Source organism: Acidimicrobiia bacterium (assembly GCA_036396535.1).
Lineage (GTDB): Bacteria > Actinomycetota > Acidimicrobiia > Spongiisociales > UBA5794 > DASWKR01.
Map to the genome: position 1 here is coordinate 76,438 of DASWKR010000070.1, position 18,175 is coordinate 94,612.

Sequence of the window (18,175 nt, forward strand, 5' to 3'; positions counted from 1 at the left end):
GACCCGCCGAAGCTCACCAGGTAGCATGTCGCCGAGGAGGCACGTTGAGGAAACGCATCTTCGAGACGATGGCCGTCGTCGGCTCCCTCGTGACGATCCAATCGGTCGCCTGGGAGGTGGCTCGCATGGAGCCGGCCTACCGCTTCCTCGTGAGCCCATGGTCGATCAGGGGCTATGAGACGGTCCACGGCGCCGTCTACGCAGTGACCGGGGCGCTGCTTCTCGGGAGCGTGCTGCTGGTGATGGCGCCCCGAGCTCAGAAGGCGAAGACGAGCGCCATCGTCGCCGGCCTCATCGCGGGAGCGGCCGTCGCCGCCGCCGCCGTCTTCGGCAGGGAGCCTGCGACCATCCCGCTCAACGCGGTGACGACGTGGTTGGCGGCCGCGGTGCTCGCCTCGGTCATCACCCGGCTCGTCCCCGAGAGCGTCATCGCCAAGATCAAGGTGCCTGCGATCCGGCTGGTCATGTTCGCCGTTTCCTTGGTCGTCATCGGCGTCCTCGCAACAGTGGCGGGAGGCGAGGACATCGAGATGCCGCTCTTCCTGGTGATGCTCCTCGTGATGGCGGTGGCGGCGGCATGGAGCACGGGAGTCGAGCCGAGGGAGTTGGCCGCCTCGCGCATGCTCGTGATCGCATCGGTCCTCGCTTGGCTCTCGATCGCAGTCTCTGCCGGCGCGCTGCGGTCGACTCTCGTCCGAGCCCAGGACGTCGCCGCCGAGTACCGGGACACCCAGGTGACGTGGGGATACTTCCTCGCCAACATCGGTGCGGCTCTCGTCTTCGCCGGCGCGGTGGCGATGTGGGCAAAGAGGCGGGATCGCGTGATGGCGGCTCAGCGCGCCAGGCGACAGCGGGAGGCCGCTCTCAAGAGTGCCGCTGAGATCGAGGCGGCCCTCGAGAGCTCCACGAGCTGAGCTTCAGATCTCGAGGTCGTCCAGGTCTGCCACGACGGCCTTGACGGCTTCGGCGGCCTCTGCCAGGGCTGCCTTCTCGGCTTCGGTGAGGTCGACCTCCACGACCTGTGTGACGCCACCCGCACCGATCCGTGCCATGACGCCCAAGTACACGTCGGAGATGCCGTACTGGCCCGTCACCCAAGCGCACACCGGCATCTCGGCACCGGAGTCGCGGAGGACGGCCTCGACCATCGCCGCCGCGGCGGCCGACGGGGCGAAGTAGGCGCTGGCCGTCTTCAGCAAACCGACGATCTCGGCTCCCCCGTCGCGCGTTCGCTGCACGAGGCCGGCGATCGTCTCCTGGTCCAGGACGTCGGTCAGCGGCTTGCCTGCGACGCTGCAGAGCGACGGCACCGGGACCATCGTCGGCCCATGGCTGCCGAGGGTGACTGCCTTGACGTCGAGGATGTCGGCGCCGGTGGCCTCGGCGATGAAGTGCATGAAGCGGGCGCTGTCGAGCATGCCTGCCTGGCCGATGACCCGCTCCTTCGGAAACCCGCTCACCTCGGCGGTCAGCGTCGTCATCTGATCGAGCGGGTTCGTGACGACGATGATCACCGCTTCGGGTGATCCGGGGACGATCGCTTCGGTGACCCCCTTGACGATCTTGGCGTTCACCTCGAGGAGGTCCATCCGGCTCATGCCGGGCTTGCGCGGCAGCCCGGCGGTGATGACGACGACGTCGCTGCCCTCGGTGTCGGCGTAGTCGTTCGTTCCCGTGACGAGGGTGCGGTACCCGACGACCGGGCGGGACTGGTTCATGTCGAGCGCCAGGCCCTGCGGCAGACCCTCGACGATGTCGGTCATCACGATTTCGTCGGCGACGTCCGCCTCGGCGAGTCGCTGCACGGTCGTCGACCCGTACTTGCCGGCCCCGACGACGGTCACCTTGGTCATCTGCCATGTCTCCTGGGATCGCTCACGTCCGCGATCGGAGGCTAATCGGCGCCGACCAATCCCGGATCTGGAGATCCCCGCGTCGACCGAGGCGGCGCTGGAGGCTGACCCGGCTTCACCTGTGCCCGGGTTCACATGTGATCGACGACTGCCCGGCCGAACTCGCTCGTCTTCACCTCGGTGGCGTCGTCCATCAGCCGGGCGAAGTCGTAGGTGACGATGCGGTCGGAGATTGCGCCCTCCACGCCCCTGACGACCAGGTCGGCTGCCTCGGTCCAGCCCATGTAGCGCAGCATGATCTCGCCGGACAACGTCAGCGATCCCGGATTGACCTTGTCGAGTCCGGAGTACTTCGGGGCCGTGCCGTGGGTCGCCTCGAATATGGCGTGGCCCGTGACGTAGTTGATGTTGCCGCCGGGGGCGATCCCGATGCCGCCGACCTGGGCGGCGAGCGCATCCGAGATGTAGTCGCCGTTGAGGTTCATCGTGGCGATAACATCGTACTCGGCCGGCCTGGTGAGGATCTGCTGGAGGAAGGCGTCTGCGATGACGTCCTTGACGAGGACCTTGTCCCCCGGCTCGCCCTGGCAATCGTCCCACGAGACGGCCACCTCCGAGAACTCGTCGCGGGTCAGCTCGTAGCCCCAGTTTCGGAAGGCGCCCTCGGTGAACTTCATGATGTTGCCCTTGTGGACGAGCGTCACAGACTTGCGGCCGTGCTCGACGGCGTACTCGATGGCGGCACGGATGAGCCGTTTGGAGCCGCTCTCGGACAGCGGCTTGATCCCGAGACCCGAGTCGCGCTTGAAGTCCCAGTCGTACTGCACCTTCAGGAAGTCGAGGAGCTGCAGAGCGCCCGCCGAGCCGGCTTCGAGCTCCTTGCCTGCGTACACGTCCTCGGTCGCTTCACGGAAGATCACCATGTCCACCAGCTCGGGGTGCTTCACCGGCGAGGGCACGCCCTTGTACCAACGGACTGGGCGAAACGTGACGTAGAGGTCGAGTACCTGGCGCAGCGCCACGTTGAGGCTGCGGATGCCTCCGCCGACCGGCGTGGTCAGCGGGCCCTTGATGCCGACGAGGTAGGTGCTGAAGGCTTCGAGGGTTGCGTCCGGCAGCCATTCACCGGTCGCATCGAAGGCCTTTTGGCCGGCGAGGACCTCCATCCAGGCGATGGATCGCCTCCCGCCGTATGCCTTCGCAACGGCAGCGTCGAGCACCGCTTTCGAGGCGCGCCAGATGTCGGGGCCGATGCCGTCGCCCTCGATGAACGGGACGATCGGATCGTCGGGTACCACGAGCCCGTCCGGCCCCATCGTGATCGGCGTCGCCATCTATGTACCTCCTCGGCGCCTCCTGGCGGCGTGGCGCTCAACTGTCAGGTGTAGCGGCGCTGAGCGTACCGTCGCGGCTTCCGGGCGAGGCCGACATCAGGCGGCCTCCCTCATCCGGCGCCTGCCGTTCGCTCTGCGGCGGCGACGGTGTTGGCGAGGAGCGACGCGATCGTCATCGGCCCGACACCTCCTGGCACGGGTGTGATCGCCCCGGCGACTTCGGCGACCTCGTCGTATGCGCAGTCTCCGACGAGGCCCTCGCTGGTTCGGTTGACGCCGACGTCGACGACGGTGGCCCCCGGCTTGATGTGATCTGCGCCGAGGAAACGCGGTCGTCCAATGGCGACCACCAGGATGTCGGCCATCTTCGTGAGTGTGGCGAGCTCGGGTGTCCTGGAATGCGCCTGGACGACCGTGGCATCTGCCCCCTTGGCGCCGAGGAGGAGAGCGAGGGGCCTGCCGACCAGGAACGATCTGCCGACGACGACGGCGAGCTTGCCGCTCGTCGGGATCTCGTAGTGCTCCAGGATCCGCATCACGCCGCGGGGAGTGGCGGGGAGCGGGCCCGGCCGATCGAGGAGGAGCATGCCGAGGTTGTACGGGTGCAGCCCGTCGGCGTCCTTCGATGGGGCGAGGGTCTCCACGGCGCGGTTGCCGTCGAGCCCGGGAGGCAGCGGGAGCTGAACGATCATCCCGTCGACGGCCTCGTCGGCGTTCAGGTGGCGTATGAGCTCCTCGACCTCATCCTGTGAAGCGGTCGGGGGCAGGTGGTGGTCGAACGAGAGCATCCCGGCGGCCTCTGCTGCCCGGTGCTTGTTGCGCACGTAGACCGCCGAGGCGGGATCATCACCGACCATGACGGTCGCCAGCCCGACCGACTTCCCGCGCGACCCCAGAGCTGACACCCGGTCGGCGATGTCGGCGCGCACGGCGAGGGCCACCTCCTTGCCGGACAGAATGCGTGCGCTCAATGCCTGAAATGCCTCCTGTGCGTGAACACCATCGCCATCGCATGCTCGTCTGCAGCCGCGATGACCTCGGCGTCGCGGCGCGACCCACCGGGCTGCGCCAGGGCGGTCACGCCCGCCTCGGCGAGTCGATCGAGCCCGTCCCGGAACGGGAGGAAGGCGTCGCTCGCCGCCACGGCACCGTCGGCACGGTCGCCGGCACGTGACAGCGCCCGCTCGGCGGCGCCGACCCGGCTCTGGTCGCCGGCTCCGATGCCGACAGCCGATCCGCCCGATGCGATGACGATGGCGTTCGACTTGGTGTGGGCGGCAACGATCCACGCAAGCGTCAGGTCGGCCACCTCTCCGGGGGACGGCGTTCTCGTGGTGACCACCTCCCAAGTCTCGGGAAGCCGGCCTGCGAGCTCCAAGCCGACGTCGTCGCGCTCCTGGATGAGCAGGCCGCGCTCGACGTGCCTCACCTCGTACTCACCGGGCGACGGCAGAGGAGCCTCGAGGAGGCGGAGGCTCTCCTTGCCTGCCATGGCGTCGAGCGCCGAGGCGTCGGCGGCCGGTGCGATCACGACCTCGACGAACCTCCCGGCGAGTGCCTGGGCGGCAGTGCCGTCGAGCGGGCGGTTGACGGCGACCACACCGCCGAACGCCGAGACCGGGTCACACTGCCACGCTTTCTCGACCGCCTCATCGAGCGTGCCCGCCACCGCCACGCCGCACGGGTTGGTGTGCTTGACGATGACGCAAGCCGGCTCGCCGAGGGCGTTGACGAGCGCCCACGCCGCCTCGGTGTCTGCGTAGTTGTTGAACGACATCTCCTTGCCCTGCACCTGGCGAACGAGCGTCCACCACGAGTCGCCTCCCCTCGTTCGGTAGATCGCCGCCCTCTGGTGAGGATTCTCGCCGTACCGGAGGGTGGCGTACCGCTCCATTGGCAGCACCAGCGACTCCGGGAGCACCTCGCCTCTCGAGAGCCACTGCACGATCGCTGCGTCATAGGCCGACGTTCGACTGAAGGCGGCCCTGGCGAGCGACGCCCTGGTCTCGCTGGTGAGCCCGCCACCAGCCACCTCGGCTGCGACCTGCTCGTACTGGGTCTGGTCGGTGACGACCCCGACGTACTCGTGGTTCTTGGCGGCGGCCCGGATCATGGCGGGCCCTCCGATGTCGATCTGCTCGATCGCCTCGGCGCGGGTGACGTCCGGTCGAGAGACCGTGACCTCGAAGGGGTAGAGATTGCACACCACGAGGTCGATCGGGACGATCTCGGCGGCTTCGAGGTCGGCGACGTGCGCTGGATCGTCGCGCTTGGCGAGGATGCCGCCATGGATCTTCGGATGGAGCGTCTTCACCCTGCCGCCGAGGATCTCCGGCGCACCGGTCACGTCCGACACCTTGGTCACCGGCAGGCCCCACGACTCGAGCGCTTCAGCCGTTCCGCCAGACGCCACGAGCACGACTCCGGCGGCGACGAGGCTCGACGCCAAGGCTTCCAGGCCGTGCTTGTCCCAAACCGAGACGAGCGCCCGGCGCACCGGACGGCGACTCGTCACGCCGTCTCCCATACGACGGAGCGACCCTCGATCGCCAGCCTGTCTGCCGCGAACGCCTGGACGACCTGTGGATAGACCCGATGCTCCACGTGCTGGATCCTCGCCTGGAGCGTCGCCCGGGTGTCGTCTTCGAGAACCGGCACGGCTTCCTGGGCGATGATCGGTCCGTGGTCGACCTGCTCCTCGGCGAAGTGCACCGTGACGCCCGTCACCTTGACACCGTGCGCCAGTGCGTCCCCGACGGCATCGGCACCCGGGAAGGACGGCAGCAGGCTGGGATGGATGTTGATGACCGCCGCCGGGAACCGGGCCATCGCCTCGGGGGCCAGCACCCGCATGAACCCGGCCAGCACGAGAGCCGATGCGCCGTGTTCGTCGACGACGTCGCAGACCGCCTTGGTGAACGCCTCCCTGTTCGGCTGGTCACGCCAGTCGACCACGACGGCAGGGACGCCTGCCGCCGAGGCCCGGCCGAGGGCACCGACCTTCGGGCGGTCCGAGACGACGACCGCGACTCGGAACGCAGACGTCGGATCGTGCGACCAGTCGAGGAGCGCCTGCAGGTTGGTACCCGACCCGGACACGAGAACGGCGATCGGCTTGCGAGGTGCTGTCATGCGTCCGGCAGCCTATCGGCGGGGATGCCGGGTGAAGAAGTCCCAAATCGACCTGGTGGCGTCGATCGACGAGGTGGACCGAGGGGCTCGCTCACCATCCCTGGTCCCCGGCCAGCCGTGGCCGCCGCCGTCGACCAGGTGCAGCACGACCGAGGCGTCGCCGGCGCATTCGCCCCACGACAGCGTGGTGACGTCGCCCGCCACCGCCTCGACGACCTCGCCCGTGCAATCGTCGCGGCCTGCCCAGTCCTCAGCCCATTGATGCACCGGGGGAAGCAGCCCTCCGATCCCGTCGATCGGAACCGTCGCGTCCTCCGTGCCCTGGAAGGCGATCACCGAGACGGAACGACTCGGAGAGCACGGCACCGAGAAGAAGAAGGCGCCGGCGACCGTGCCGATGGCGGCGACCAGGTCGGCGGCGTCGCAGGCGAGCCGATGCGCCAACCCCCCGCCGTTCGAGAACCCGGTCACGTACACAGATCTCTCGTCGACCGGCACCCGCTCGGCGACGGCGGCGACGAGGGCTCGTACGAATCCGACGTCGTCGACGGTCGCTTGGTCACCGGGAGACGAGTCCCACACGGGGATGCCGCCGAGTGCCGCCGGTTGCACGACGACGAATCCCTCTTCGGCGCCGAGGGCCGACATACCCGTGAGGGCGTCCTGCGACTCGGGCGACGATGCCAGGCCGTGCAGGTCGACGACGAGCGCCATCGGCTCTGAACCTGGGTCGGGCACGTGGACGAGATAGGGGCGGGTCGTACCGTCGTGCTCGAGGGTCCAGGTGTACGTGCCCGGCTCGACGCCCGCCGTCCGATCCGAGGCGCACGCCGCCAGGCTCGAGGCCGCCAGAGCGACGAAGGCGACCAGCCTCGTCAGTTGCCTCGCCACCCGCCGCGGGGGGCGAAGGCGGCCGAGAACACCTGCGGGGCGTAGAAACCGCCCGGCACCGACCCGTCGGCGGCGTAGTGGTAGAGCGCCGTCTGGAAGATGCCGCTCAACGTGGCGAGCACGAGGCTGACGGCCACGGCCCACACGATGCCGAGCACGAGCAACGCGATCGATCCCGAGGAGGCGCCGAGCCCGAAGAGCAGCAACCCGGGGATCATGGCGGCGAACCCGAGAAGCCCGAATCCGACCTGGGCCGCGAGATTCTCTCCCCAGGTGCGCCGGAAGAGGTTGGTCGAGCGCTTGACGGCGTCCCCGACCCCGATGCCTTCGATCACGATGATCGGGAGCACCAGGAACGTGACGACGCTCCACGCCATCCCGATGAAGCCGATGACGATCCGACCGACGACCCCGGAGCGCTCCTCGATCGCTCTGAGGATCAGCGACACCGTCGCCGAGACGAGCGCCCACGGCAGGATCTTCCCGGCTTTGGATGCGGCACCCCGCAGGGCGCTGCCAACCGTCGGGTCGCCTCCGTTGAGCCGCTCGTGGGTCGCGCAGACGAGGGCGGCGTTGAAGAAGATCGTGATGTACGAGAGCACGACGTACAGCAAGAACAACATGACGTAGCCGCCCGTGCTCACCGAGTCGGCGGAGTCGGCGATGGCGAGCGTCCGCAGGGGGACGAAGAACGTCGCGACGATGGTGATGCTCGCCAGGCCGGACAGGAGCGGAAGCACGACGAGCTCCTTGTCCGCCTTGAGGACCCGTAGCGAGGATTTGGCGATCTCGATGGTTGCGCTGATGCGATTCATGCGGACATCGTAAACGCGACGCCCCGCGGGCGGGTCGGAACCGTTCTTGCGTCCCACCGTCGCGTACATGCGACAGGGGGACGCCGGAACGGTCCGGGGTCAGCCGCCCATGGCGTCGAGCATCGCCCGGCCCATGTCGGTCGGGGTCGGGGCGATGACGACTCCGGCGTCCGTGAGGGCCTCGATCTTGGCGGCGGCGGTCCCCCTCCCCCCCGAGATGATGGCGCCGGCGTGGCCCATGCGCTTTCCCGGAGGGGCGCTGGTGCCTGCGATGAACCCGGCGACCGGCTTCGTCATGTTCGCCTTGATCCAGTCGGCGCCCTCCTCCTCGGCCGTGCCGCCGATCTCGCCGATCATGATGACCCCCTCGGTGGCGGGATCGTCGTTGAAGAGACGGAGGCAGTCGACGAAGTCCGTGCCGTTCACCGGGTCTCCACCGATGCCGATGGCGGTGGTCTGGCCGAGCCCGACGTTCGTGAGCTGGAAGACCGCTTCGTACGTGAGGGTCCCCGAGCGGCTCACGACCCCGACCCTGCCGGGCTGGTGGATGTAGCCGGGCATGATCCCGATCCTGCACTCGCCCGGGGTGATGACCCCGGGACAGTTGGGCCCGACGAGCCTGCTCGCTCTGTCCTGGAGGAAGCGCTTCGCCATCACCATGTCGGCCACCGGGATCCCCTCGGTGATCGCAATGATGAGGTCGACTCCGGAGTCGGCCGCCTCCATGATGGCGTCGGCGGCGAACGGCGGAGGCACGTAGACGACCGAGGCAGTCGCCCCAGTGGCGTCGACCGCCTCTGCGACCGACCCGAAGATGGGTACGTCGACGCGGTAGGCGTCTTCTCGTCCCGGCACGCCCGAGTGGTCGGTCTCCCCCTCGAACACCTCGGTCTCACCTGCTCGGCTGGGGTGGACCGCCCCGACCATCCTCGTGCCGTAGGCGATCGCCTTGTCGGTGTGGAAGCGCCCGGTCTTGCCCATCCCCTGGACGAGCACCTTCGTCTCCGCGTCGATGAGGACGCTCATCCGGCTGTTCCGACGAGCTCGACGATCTTCTGCGCTCCGTCCTTCATGTCGTCGGCGCTGACGACGTTGAAGCCGGACTGGTCGAGGATCTGCTTGCCGAGGTCGACGTTGGTGCCTTCGAGCCTGACGACGAGCGGGACTTGCAGCCCGACCTCTTCGACCGCTTCGACGACGCCGCTGGCGATCGTGTCACAGCGCATGATCCCGCCGAATATGTTCACGAAGATGCCCTCGACCCCCGGGTCGGCGGTGATGATCTTGAACGCCTCGGTGATCTTCTCGGCGGTCGCCCCTCCTCCGACGTCGAGGAAGTTCGCCGGCTCGCCCCCGAAGTACTTGATGATGTCCATCGTTGCCATGGCGAGGCCCGCCCCGTTCACCATGCACCCGATCGTGCCGTCGAGCTTGATGAAGCTGAGGTCGTGCTCGGACGCCGCCAGCTCCGCCGGGTCTTCCTCGCCGACGTCCCTCATCTCGACGACGTCCGGGTGCCGGTAGAGGGCGTTGTTCTCGAAGCTCATCTTGCCGTCGAGAGCCAACACGTCTCCTGCCGTCGTCACGACGAGCGGGTTGATCTCGACGAGGTCGGTGTCCAGGTCGACTGCGGCTTCGGCGAGAGCCATGAGGAAGCGCACTCCGTTGCGGTGGGTGTCGCCTTCCAGGCCGAGGCCGCTCGCCAGCCTGGCCGCCTGGAACGTGAGAAGCCCGAACGCCGGATCGACCTCGACCCTCAGGATCTTCTCCGGCGAATGCGCAGCCACCTCCTCGATCTCGGTGCCTCCCTCGGTCGACGCCATCACGACGTTCCGGCCGGCTGCCCGGTCGAGGAGCACCGATACGTAGAGCTCCCTGTCGATATCGACGCCCTGTTCGACGTAGAGCCGGTTCACCTGCTTGCCGTCGTGGCCCGTCTGGACGGTGACGAGCGTCGAGCCGAGCATCCTGGACGCCAACGACTCGACGGCGCGCTCGGCAGCCTCGAGGCCACCCTCGGCGCCGGCCGTGACCACGTTCACCCCGCCCAGGTCCGGATGCTCTTTGAAGCGCCCTTTGCCGCGCCCCCCGGCGTGGATCTGTGACTTCACGACGACGACAGGGTTGCCCGTCTCCTCGACGAGCGGGCGCACCGCTGCGACCGCCTCTGCCACCGACGCGGCCACCGCCCCGAGCGGAACCGGGATACCACGAGCCGCCATCAGCTGCTTCGCTTGGTACTCGTGGATCTTCAACCTTCCCTCCGAAGGTTGGCGTGAACCCACTCCGAGATCTCCGAGAGCGGCGTTCCGGGCGTGAAGATCTCCGACATGCCCTTCTCCTTCAGCTTCGGGATGTCCTCCTCCGGGATGATCCCGCCGCCGAACACGACGACGTCGCCTGCCCCTCGTTCGTCGAGGAGATCCACGACTCTCGGGAAGAGCGTCATGTGGGCGCCGGACAGGACGGAGAGCCCGACACCGTCGACGTCCTCTTGGATCGCCGTCTCGACGATCTGCTCCGGTGTCTGGTGGAGGCCCGAGTAGATCACCTCACAGCCGGCGTCGCGCAGCGCTCTGGCGACCACCTTGGCGCCACGGTCGTGGCCATCGAGGCCCGGCTTGGCGATGAGCACGCGAGGGGGCATGAGCCGGAAGGTTAGCGGGGGGCCGCAGTGCGCCTCGGGGCGCCGTTCACACCCGCTCTAGTGGTGCCCACGCCAAGAGGAGGCGCTTGACCCCCTCGTGATCGAATCGGATGTACGCCTCGGCGCTGTCGCCGGCGCCGACGACCTGCTGGACGACGCCGTTGCCCCAGTGGGCGTGCTGCACCCTGTCCCCGGCCGTGATGTCCGTGCCGGCAAGCGTCTTCGTCGGACCGGACGATCGCTCGATGGCCGGGTTGCGCTTCTCGCGCTTCGCTTTCACCGTGAGGCTCCCCGGGATCTCACGCAAGAAGCGGCTCTCCGGGTTGTAGTTCGTGCCGCCCCACAGGTTGCGGCTCCACGCCCTCGTCAGGAAGAGGCGATCCATGGCCCTCGTGATCCCGACGTAGCACAGCCTGCGTTCCTCCTCGAGCTCGGCCGGCTCGCCGAGCGAGCGCATGTGGGGGAACACCCCGTCTTCCAGTCCGGTGATGAAGACAACCGGGAACTCGAGTCCCTTGGCATTGTGGAGCGTCATGAGCGTCACCGATTCGGAGTCGTCGAGGTGGTCGACGTCCGTGACGAGGCTGATCGACTCGAGGAACATCTCGGCGCGGCGCAGCCCGTCGGCCTCTGCCCAGTCGGCGACGCCGACGGCGAGCGGCCCGCTCTCCTCGAAGTCGGCGGCGGCGGAGACGAGCTCCTTGAGGTTCTCCTCCCTCCCCAGCGCCTCGATGGACCGCTCCGAGCGCACCATGTCCATGTAGCCGCTCATGTCGAGGATCGCCTCGAGAGCGCTGCGAGGACCCGTCTCGGCGACCTCGCGCAGGTGGTGCATGAGCCCGACGAAGTCGGCGATCGATCGCTGCGCCCTCGCCGACAGGCGGTCGTTGTCGTCCGCTCGCTGGAGCGCCTCCCAGAACCCGATCCGGTGTGCCTCGGCGTAGCGGTCGACGTGGCCGACGCTCGTGTCCCCGATTGCCCGCTTCGGCGTGTTGATGACCCTCTTCATGGAGACCGTGTCGGCGGGGTTGACGATCGCCCGCAGGTAGCCGAGCACGTCTTTGACCTCGCGCCTGTCGTAGTACTTGAGGCCGCCGATCACCTGGTACGGCAGGCCGAACTTGACGAAGAGCTCCTCGATGACGCGGCTCTGTGCGTTCGTCCTGTAGAACACGGCCACGTCGCTGAGCGGCCGTCCTCGTTTCTCGAGGTCTGCGATCTGCTCGGCGACGAATCCGGCCTCGTCGTGCTCGTCCTGCGCCTCGAAGGTGACGATCGGCTCGCCTCCGCTCGTGACCGTCCACAGCCTCTTCGGCTTGCGGTTCATGTTGTTCAGGATCACCGCGTTCGCCGCGTCGAGGATGGTCTGCGTCGAGCGGTAGTTCTGCTCGAGGAGGATGATCCTGGCGTCTGGGAAGTCCTTCTCGAACTCCATGATGTTGCGCAGGTCGGCGCCCCGCCACCGGTAGATGCTCTGGTCGCTGTCTCCGACGACGCACAGATTGCCGTGCGAAGCCGTCAGCAGCTTCACGAGCATGTACTGGGCGTGGTTCGTGTCCTGGTACTCGTCGACGAGGACGTACCGAAAGCGCTGCTGGTAGTGCTCGAGGACGTCGGGGAACGCCTGGAAGAGCTCGACCGTGAGCATGATGATGTCGTCGAAGTCGACGGCGGACGCTTCGACGAGGCGCTGCTGATAGAGCCGGTACACGTCTGCGATCTTCTCGTGGTAGAAGCCGTTACCGGTGCCGGCGAACGTCTCGAAGTCGATCAACTCGTTCTTGGCGCTCGAGATAGCGGCTCGGATGTTGCGCGGTGGGAAACGCTTCGAGTCGAGGTCGAGGTCACGAACGCACAGCGTCACGAGCCGCAACGAGTCGGCTTCGTCGTAGATGGAGAACGACGAGCGGTAGCCGAGCCGAGGGGCTTCCCTGCGCAGGATCCGGCCGCAGGCGCTGTGGAATGTCGACACCCACATGTCGCGGGCGACGGGTCCAACGAGGGCGCCGACGCGCTCCTTCATCTCGGCAGCCGCCTTGTTCGTGAACGTGATCGCCAGGATGGCGAAGGGCGATACGTCGTGATCGCGGATCAGGTGGCCGACGCGGCGGGTGAGCACCCTCGTCTTGCCGGAACCCGCCCCGGCGACGACGAGGACCGGGCCGTCGACGGCTGCCACGGCCTCGCGCTGTGACGGGTTGAGGTCCTCGAGCAGGGGGGAGTCGATCATTCGAAGCCAGAAGTATACGGGCGGGCCGGCCCTGAACTACAAGAGTGAGATTCCCCGCTGGGTGCACCCGTCACCGCGGGCTGCGAACGGAGTCTCGCCGCGGACGATGCCGACGGGTAGCGCTCGCCGGCGCTACGGCTTGCGCTGCCTGAGGAGGTGCCGCAGCGTGTCGCCGAGCGCACCCTCCCTGAAGTGGGCCTTGTCGAAGAACACGTCGACGCCGGCTGCGGTGGCCCGCTCCTGATCCTCCGGCGTCGCCACGCCGGACAGCATGATGATCGGGATGTTCGGGTTGTTGGCCCTGACCCGCTGCACCAGCTCGACACCGTCCTCCTGCGGCATGGAGAAGTCGACGACCAAGGCGTCTTGCGGTTCCTTGTGCAGGATGTCGAGTGCTTCGAGGGCGCTGGCAGCCACGGTCGTGATGAACCCGGTCGAAGCCAGGGCGCCGGACACGACGACACGGGCACCTTGCGAGTCGTCGACGACGAGCACCCGCCATGGTCCGTCGTCCTCCTCACCCGGCAGCTCCTCGACGATGCTCGGGTTGATGACGCGCTCGACGATGGCGCCGGCATCGAGGACGAGGACAACGTCTCCGCCGCCGAGCAGCGCCGCACCGGTGATGTGCGACGGCCCGCTGAGTAGGGCACCGAGCTCCTTGGCGGCGACGTCCCTGACCCCGGCGACGGAGTCGACGGTGACCGCGGCTGATCCGGCCCGGCCGGCGAGGATCACGAGCTGCGACCCGACGTCGGACCGGCTGGTGATGCCAACCGACGTTGCCAGCCGGGCGACGGGGATCGTCGTGCCGTTGCGCTCCACCGAGTGCGGATCGTCTACCGAGTCGACACCGGCGGCGTCGATCGGGAGGATCTCGGTAACCATCCCTTCCGGGAGGCCCCACTTGGTGCCGGCCGCCTCGACGATGACGATGCGCTGCAGTGCCCGCGACGTCGGGACAGTGATGGTCACCGTCGTGCCGGAGCCCTCTTGCGATTCCAGCTCGATCCTGCCGAGAAGCGACTCGACGGCGTCGGCGGCTACCCCCAACCCGGCTCCGGCGCCCCCGAGCTCGTTCTCGACGACGGTCGAGAAGCCGTGCTGGAAGAGGACCTTGGTGAGCGCGGCGACGTCGACCGTTGCCCCCTCGTACAGGCCCATCTGGTTGGCGGTGACCCGCACGACGTTCCAGTCGATGCCGGTCCCGTCGTCCGAGACGACGATCTCCAGGCTGCGGTCCTTGATCGACGTCGTGAGCATGATCGACCCGGTGACCGGCTTGCCTGCCTTCTTGCGGGCCACCTGGGGCTCGATGCCGTGCCGGACGGCGTTGACGACGAGCTGGCGCACCGGGTCGGCCACCATGTCGAGGATGTGGCGATCCACCGAGATCTCCTCCGCTCCGACGACCTCGAAGCGAATCTCCTTGTCGAGCTTCTTGGCGAGGTAGCGCACGAGCTGCGGGAGCGGGTTCGTCATCCCGGTCACCGGTACGGAAGCGAGGTCGAGCCCCTCCTCCTCCAACGACACCGCCGTGTCGACGAGCGCCGAGATCGAGAGCTTCAGCTCGAGGGCGGGCACCCCGGCGCGCAGTTGCTGCATCACGGCCTCGAGCTCGAGACGCATGTGGGCGGCATCGTTGATTATGCGGTAGAGGCGGCCTGCGTTGACCGTGACGATCTGGCCGGATGCCCAATCGTTCACTGCGGACAGCAGCCCGCCGAGCTCGGGCGAGGGAGTCGAGTATGAGGCGGATCGGGGGGCGGTGACGAGCGGGGCAGCCGCAGGCGGAGGGCGCTCCTGCTCGGCTTCGGGTTCGTCGCCTGCCGTGAGCAGCCCATCCGTCTCGCCGGCTGCGGGCGCATCGTCGGCGCCATCCATGCGGGCGTCGCTCTCGGCGACCTCGGCGACGGTGGCCTCGGCAGGCTCCGGAGAGACCGCCGGCTCGGCCGGCCGGCTGCGGCGCACGACGGAGTCCTCGGAGGCGACCCCGAGCACCGCCTCGAGCAGCTCGATGGCGTCGCGCAGCCCTGACGTGCCCGTCTCGGGATCTGCGTTGGCTGCTTCCGGCAGCGAGGCGGCGACGTCTTCGAGCGCCAGTCCCAGCTTCTTCGACGGCTTCAGGTCACCCTGGCTGAGCTGGCGCCATGTGTGCTCGAGAAGCTGGCCGGCCACCGACAGTGCCGGGAACCCCATGACGCGGGCCGTGCCCTTGATCGTGTGCCCCTCGCGCAACATCCGCCCTGCCACGTCGGCGTTGTACTCGTCGGCGACGATCGCCTGGGCGCCCGCCACCAGAGTGGCAGATCGCTCCACCATCTCGGTCGAGAACATCTCTTGTAGCTCGGGATCGTTGGCCCAAGTCACGCGCCTGCTCACTCCGTGAAATGCAGCCAGATGCCGCTGCCTCCAACGTCTATCGGTGGAGTAGCTAGTCAGCTTGAGGGAGTCGATCGTGATGGCGCCCGCACGCGGGAGCCCTCTCTCTCATTCCCACTCGATCGTCGCCGGAGGCTTCGAGGATATGTCGTACGCCACCCGGTTGATACCGGAAACCTCGTTTATCACCCGGTTCGAGATCCGCTCGAGCACCTCATACGGGAGCCTCGCCCAGTCGGCGGTCATGGCGTCGTCGGAGGTCACCGCCCGCACCACGAGCGGATACTCGTAGGTTCTCCCGTCGCCCTGGACCCCGACGCTCCGCACCGCGGGGAGCACCCCGAAGAACTGCCACAGGTCGCGTCCGAGTCCCGCTCGCTTGATCTCTTCGAGAACGATCGCGTCGGCCGCCCGCAAGATGTCGAGCCGCTCTCGCGTCACCTCTCCGATGATGCGAACCGCCAGTCCGGGACCTGGGAAGGGCTGCCGCCACACGATCTCTTCGGGGAGGCCGAGCTCCTCGCCGATCGCCCGAACCTCGTCTTTGAAGAGGTCGCGGAGCGGCTCGACGAGGTCGAAGTGCATGTCCTCGGGCAGTCCTCCGACGTTGTGGTGGCTCTTGATCTTGGCGGCATCCTTCGTCCCCGACTCGATGACGTCCGGGTAGAGGGTTCCCTGGACGAGGAACCGGGCGTCGGGAACGTCCGATGCCGCCACGGACTCGAAGACGCGGATGAAGGTCTCCCCGATGATCATCCGCTTCTGCTCGGGATCGGTCACGCCTTCAAGAGCATCGAGGAAACGGTCCTCGGCCTTGACGTGTATCAAGTTGACTCGGAAGTGGCGCCGGAACGTCTCCTCGACCTGCTCCGCCTCTGAGTGGCGCAGCAGCCCGTGGTCGACGAAGACACAGACGAGCTGGTCGCCGACGGCCTTGTGGACGAGGGCCGCGGCGACCGACGAGTCGACGCCACCCGAGAGCCCACAGATCACGGTCTCCGTGCCGACCGCGGCGCGGATCGCATCGACCGCCTGCTCGATGATCCCGACGTGCGTCCATGTCGGGCGTGCTCGGGCCGCGTCGTAGAGGAACCGCTTGAGGATGTCCATCCCGAACGGGGTGTGGGCGACCTCGGGGTGGAACTGGACGCCGTACAACCCGAGCGGGGTGCTCTCCATGGCAGCGACAGGTGAGCCGGCCGTCGAGGCCGTCACCACGAAACCCGGCGGGGGCTCGACGACGGCGTCACGATGACTCATCCACACGGCTTGCTCCGATGGCTGGTCGTCGAAGAGCACGCCGGCTTCGGATACGGTGAGCGCGGTCCGACCGTACTCGGCGGCGTCGTTGCGCACCACCTTGCCGTCGAGTGCGTGCGCCAGCACCTGGTGGCCGTAACAGATGCCGAGCGTCGGGATGCCGAGCTCGAGGATCCCCCGATCGATCTCGTAACCGTCGGAGGCGTACACGGACACCGGTCCGCCTGACAGGATGATGGCGGCCGGCTTGCGCGCCTTCACCTCGGCCGCGGTGATCTGGCGGGGCACGATCTCCGAGTAGACGTGTGCCTCACGGACCCTGCGGGCGATGAGTTGGGCGTACTGGGCGCCGAAGTCGACGACGAGGACCCGATCGAAATCGGCGCTCGATGCGTGCCCGGTGGTGCTCCCGGCGCCGGGCATCAACCCATCCCGACGCCCTGGCTGCGTTGCAGCCGCTTCCCTTCGGTCTGGAGCGCCGGGGCGATCATCACCTCGGCCTTCTGGAACTCCTTGACGTTGGCGTAGCCGGTCGTCGCCATCGACACCCGCAACGCGCCGAACAGGTTGCGCCGCCCGTCGTTGTCGTGGGCCGGACCGACCAGGATCTCGCCGAGGGTCCCCAACCGGCCGGTCTCGACGCGGGTTCCCCGTGGCAGCGTCGGGTGGAAGGTCGCCATGCCCCAGTGATAGCCCTGGGCCGGCGCCTCCTCGGACGCCGTGATCGGCGAGCCGAGCATCACGGCGTCGGCTCCACAGGCGATGGCTTTTGCGATGTCGCCGCCGGTTCGCATCCCTCCGTCGGCGATCACGTGGACGTAGCGTCCCGTCTCCTCGAGGTAGCGGATGCGCGCCCCGGCCGCGTCCGCGATGGCGGTCGCCTGGGGTACCCCGATGCCGAGGACTCCGCGGCTGGTGCAGGCCGCCCCTGGGCCGACGCCGACGAGCACCCCGGCAGCGCCGGTTCGCATCAGATGGAGCGCTCCGGCGTACGAGGCGCATCCGCCGACGATGACTGGCATGTCTGCATCTGCGATGAATCGGTAGAGGTCGAGCGGTTCGGTTCGCGAGGACACGTGCTCCGCCGACACGACCGTCCCCTGGATCACGAGGATGTCGAGCCCGCCCTGGGTGGCGTGGCCACACCACTGGGCGACGTTCTGGGGCGTCAGGCTGGCGGCGGCGACGACGCCTCCCGCCTTGATCTCGGCGACGCGCTGCGTGATGAGGTCCGGCTTGATCGGCTCCTGGTAGACCTTCTGGATCGTCCGGGTCGCCTCGTCGGCAGGCGCCGCGGCGATCTCGGCGTAGACCGGCAGCGGATCTTCGTAGCGGGTCCACAGCCCCTCGAGGTTGAGCACACCCAGCCCCCCGAGCCGGCCGATCTCGATGGCGGTCGCCGGAGAGACCGCCGAGTCCATCGCCGACGCCATCATCGGCAGGTCGAACCGATAGGCGTCCAGCTCCCAACTCAGGTCGACGTCATCCGGGTCGCGGGTGCGCCGCGACGGGACGATGGCGATGTCGTCGAAGCCCCACGCACGGCGACCGGACTTGGCAATTCCGATCTCGATCTCCACGGGACGATCCCTTCCAGTTGTGCGCCAGCGTGACGCCAGGGTACCAGTGGA

General features: G+C 68.1%; 15 protein-coding genes. 1 reads left to right on the top strand and 14 read right to left on the bottom strand.

The window, feature by feature from the left end:
* Positions 1 to 44 precede the first annotated feature (44 nt).
* Positions 45 to 914: a hypothetical protein gene (locus VGC47_13360; GenBank protein ID HEX9856295.1), complete on the top strand. Its 870-nt coding sequence runs from the start codon at positions 45 to 47 to the stop codon at positions 912 to 914.
* Between the two features lie 3 nt (positions 915 to 917).
* Here VGC47_13360 and mdh read toward each other — a convergent pair whose 3' ends face one another.
* From mdh to VGC47_13430, 14 genes are all read right to left on the bottom strand, one after another.
* Positions 918 to 1,853: a malate dehydrogenase gene (mdh, locus tag VGC47_13365; protein HEX9856296.1), complete on the bottom strand. Its 936-nt coding sequence runs from the start codon at positions 1,851 to 1,853 to the stop codon at positions 918 to 920.
* Between the two features lie 131 nt (positions 1,854 to 1,984).
* Positions 1,985 to 3,187: an NADP-dependent isocitrate dehydrogenase gene (gene icd, locus VGC47_13370; protein HEX9856297.1), complete on the bottom strand. Its 1,203-nt coding sequence runs from the start codon at positions 3,185 to 3,187 to the stop codon at positions 1,985 to 1,987.
* Positions 3,188 to 3,297: 110 nt separating this feature from the next.
* Positions 3,298 to 4,158 carry a bifunctional methylenetetrahydrofolate dehydrogenase/methenyltetrahydrofolate cyclohydrolase FolD gene (gene folD / locus VGC47_13375; GenBank protein ID HEX9856298.1) on the bottom strand — a complete coding sequence of 287 codons (861 nt, stop codon included), beginning with the start codon at positions 4,156 to 4,158 and terminating at the stop codon, positions 3,298 to 3,300.
* Positions 4,155 to 5,714: a bifunctional phosphoribosylaminoimidazolecarboxamide formyltransferase/IMP cyclohydrolase gene (gene purH, locus VGC47_13380; protein HEX9856299.1), complete on the bottom strand. Its 1,560-nt coding sequence runs from the start codon at positions 5,712 to 5,714 to the stop codon at positions 4,155 to 4,157. Before purH ends, folD begins: the two co-directional genes overlap by 4 nt.
* The gene (gene purN, locus VGC47_13385) at positions 5,699 to 6,319 is read right to left on the bottom strand and encodes a phosphoribosylglycinamide formyltransferase (protein ID HEX9856300.1); all 621 of its coding nucleotides are present in this window, start codon (positions 6,317 to 6,319) and stop codon (positions 5,699 to 5,701) included. The genes purH and purN overlap by 16 nt, the downstream gene beginning before the upstream one ends.
* A 12-nt stretch (positions 6,320 to 6,331) precedes the next feature.
* Positions 6,332 to 7,210, bottom strand: a complete 879-nt coding sequence (locus tag VGC47_13390; protein ID HEX9856301.1) for a PHB depolymerase family esterase — start codon at positions 7,208 to 7,210, stop codon at positions 6,332 to 6,334.
* Positions 7,195 to 8,025: a DUF6159 family protein gene (locus VGC47_13395; protein HEX9856302.1), complete on the bottom strand. Its 831-nt coding sequence runs from the start codon at positions 8,023 to 8,025 to the stop codon at positions 7,195 to 7,197. Before VGC47_13395 ends, VGC47_13390 begins: the two co-directional genes overlap by 16 nt.
* Positions 8,026 to 8,124: 99 nt before the next feature.
* Positions 8,125 to 9,051: a succinate--CoA ligase subunit alpha gene (gene sucD, locus VGC47_13400; protein ID HEX9856303.1), complete on the bottom strand. Its 927-nt coding sequence runs from the start codon at positions 9,049 to 9,051 to the stop codon at positions 8,125 to 8,127.
* Entirely contained in the window at positions 9,048 to 10,280 is a 1,233-nt protein-coding gene (gene sucC / locus VGC47_13405; protein ID HEX9856304.1) for an ADP-forming succinate--CoA ligase subunit beta, read from the bottom strand. The genes sucD and sucC overlap by 4 nt, the downstream gene beginning before the upstream one ends.
* Complete coding sequence (locus tag VGC47_13410) at positions 10,277 to 10,672, bottom strand: cobalamin B12-binding domain-containing protein (protein ID HEX9856305.1); 396 nt, start codon at positions 10,670 to 10,672, stop codon at positions 10,277 to 10,279. The genes sucC and VGC47_13410 overlap by 4 nt, the downstream gene beginning before the upstream one ends.
* A 46-nt stretch (positions 10,673 to 10,718) precedes the next feature.
* Positions 10,719 to 12,902 (bottom strand): DNA helicase PcrA, encoded by a 2,184-nt coding sequence (gene pcrA, locus VGC47_13415; protein HEX9856306.1) that lies wholly within the window; start codon positions 12,900 to 12,902, stop codon positions 10,719 to 10,721.
* 132 nt (positions 12,903 to 13,034) lie between these two features.
* Positions 13,035 to 15,272 carry a response regulator gene (locus tag VGC47_13420; protein ID HEX9856307.1) on the bottom strand — a complete coding sequence of 746 codons (2,238 nt, stop codon included), beginning with the start codon at positions 15,270 to 15,272 and terminating at the stop codon, positions 13,035 to 13,037.
* A gap of 120 nt (positions 15,273 to 15,392) precedes the next feature.
* Positions 15,393 to 16,967 (bottom strand): glutamine-hydrolyzing GMP synthase, encoded by a 1,575-nt coding sequence (gene guaA, locus VGC47_13425; protein HEX9856308.1) that lies wholly within the window; start codon positions 16,965 to 16,967, stop codon positions 15,393 to 15,395.
* On the bottom strand, positions 16,967 to 18,124 hold the full coding sequence (locus VGC47_13430; protein HEX9856309.1) for a GuaB3 family IMP dehydrogenase-related protein: 1,158 nt from the start codon (positions 18,122 to 18,124) through the stop codon (positions 16,967 to 16,969). The genes guaA and VGC47_13430 overlap by 1 nt, the downstream gene beginning before the upstream one ends.
* Between the last annotated feature and the right edge of the window lie 51 nt (positions 18,125 to 18,175).

Bases quoted from the DNA above. Each gene is read 5' to 3' on its own strand.
- purH (HEX9856299.1), bottom strand. From the start codon at position 5,714: ATGGGAGACGGCGTGACGAGTCGCCGTCCGGTGCGCCGGGCGCTCGTC.
- VGC47_13395 (HEX9856302.1), bottom strand. From the start codon at position 8,025: ATGAATCGCATCAGCGCAACCATCGAGATCGCCAAATCCTCGCTACGG.
- icd (HEX9856297.1), bottom strand. From the start codon at position 3,187: ATGGCGACGCCGATCACGATGGGGCCGGACGGGCTCGTGGTACCCGAC.
- pcrA (HEX9856306.1), bottom strand. From the start codon at position 12,902: ATGATCGACTCCCCCCTGCTCGAGGACCTCAACCCGTCACAGCGCGAG.
- VGC47_13410 (HEX9856305.1), bottom strand. From the start codon at position 10,672: ATGCCCCCTCGCGTGCTCATCGCCAAGCCGGGCCTCGATGGCCACGAC.
- purN (HEX9856300.1), bottom strand. From the start codon at position 6,319: ATGACAGCACCTCGCAAGCCGATCGCCGTTCTCGTGTCCGGGTCGGGT.
- sucD (HEX9856303.1), bottom strand. From the start codon at position 9,051: ATGAGCGTCCTCATCGACGCGGAGACGAAGGTGCTCGTCCAGGGGATG.
- guaA (HEX9856308.1), bottom strand. From the start codon at position 16,967: ATGCCCGGCGCCGGGAGCACCACCGGGCACGCATCGAGCGCCGATTTC.
- mdh (HEX9856296.1), bottom strand. From the start codon at position 1,853: ATGACCAAGGTGACCGTCGTCGGGGCCGGCAAGTACGGGTCGACGACC.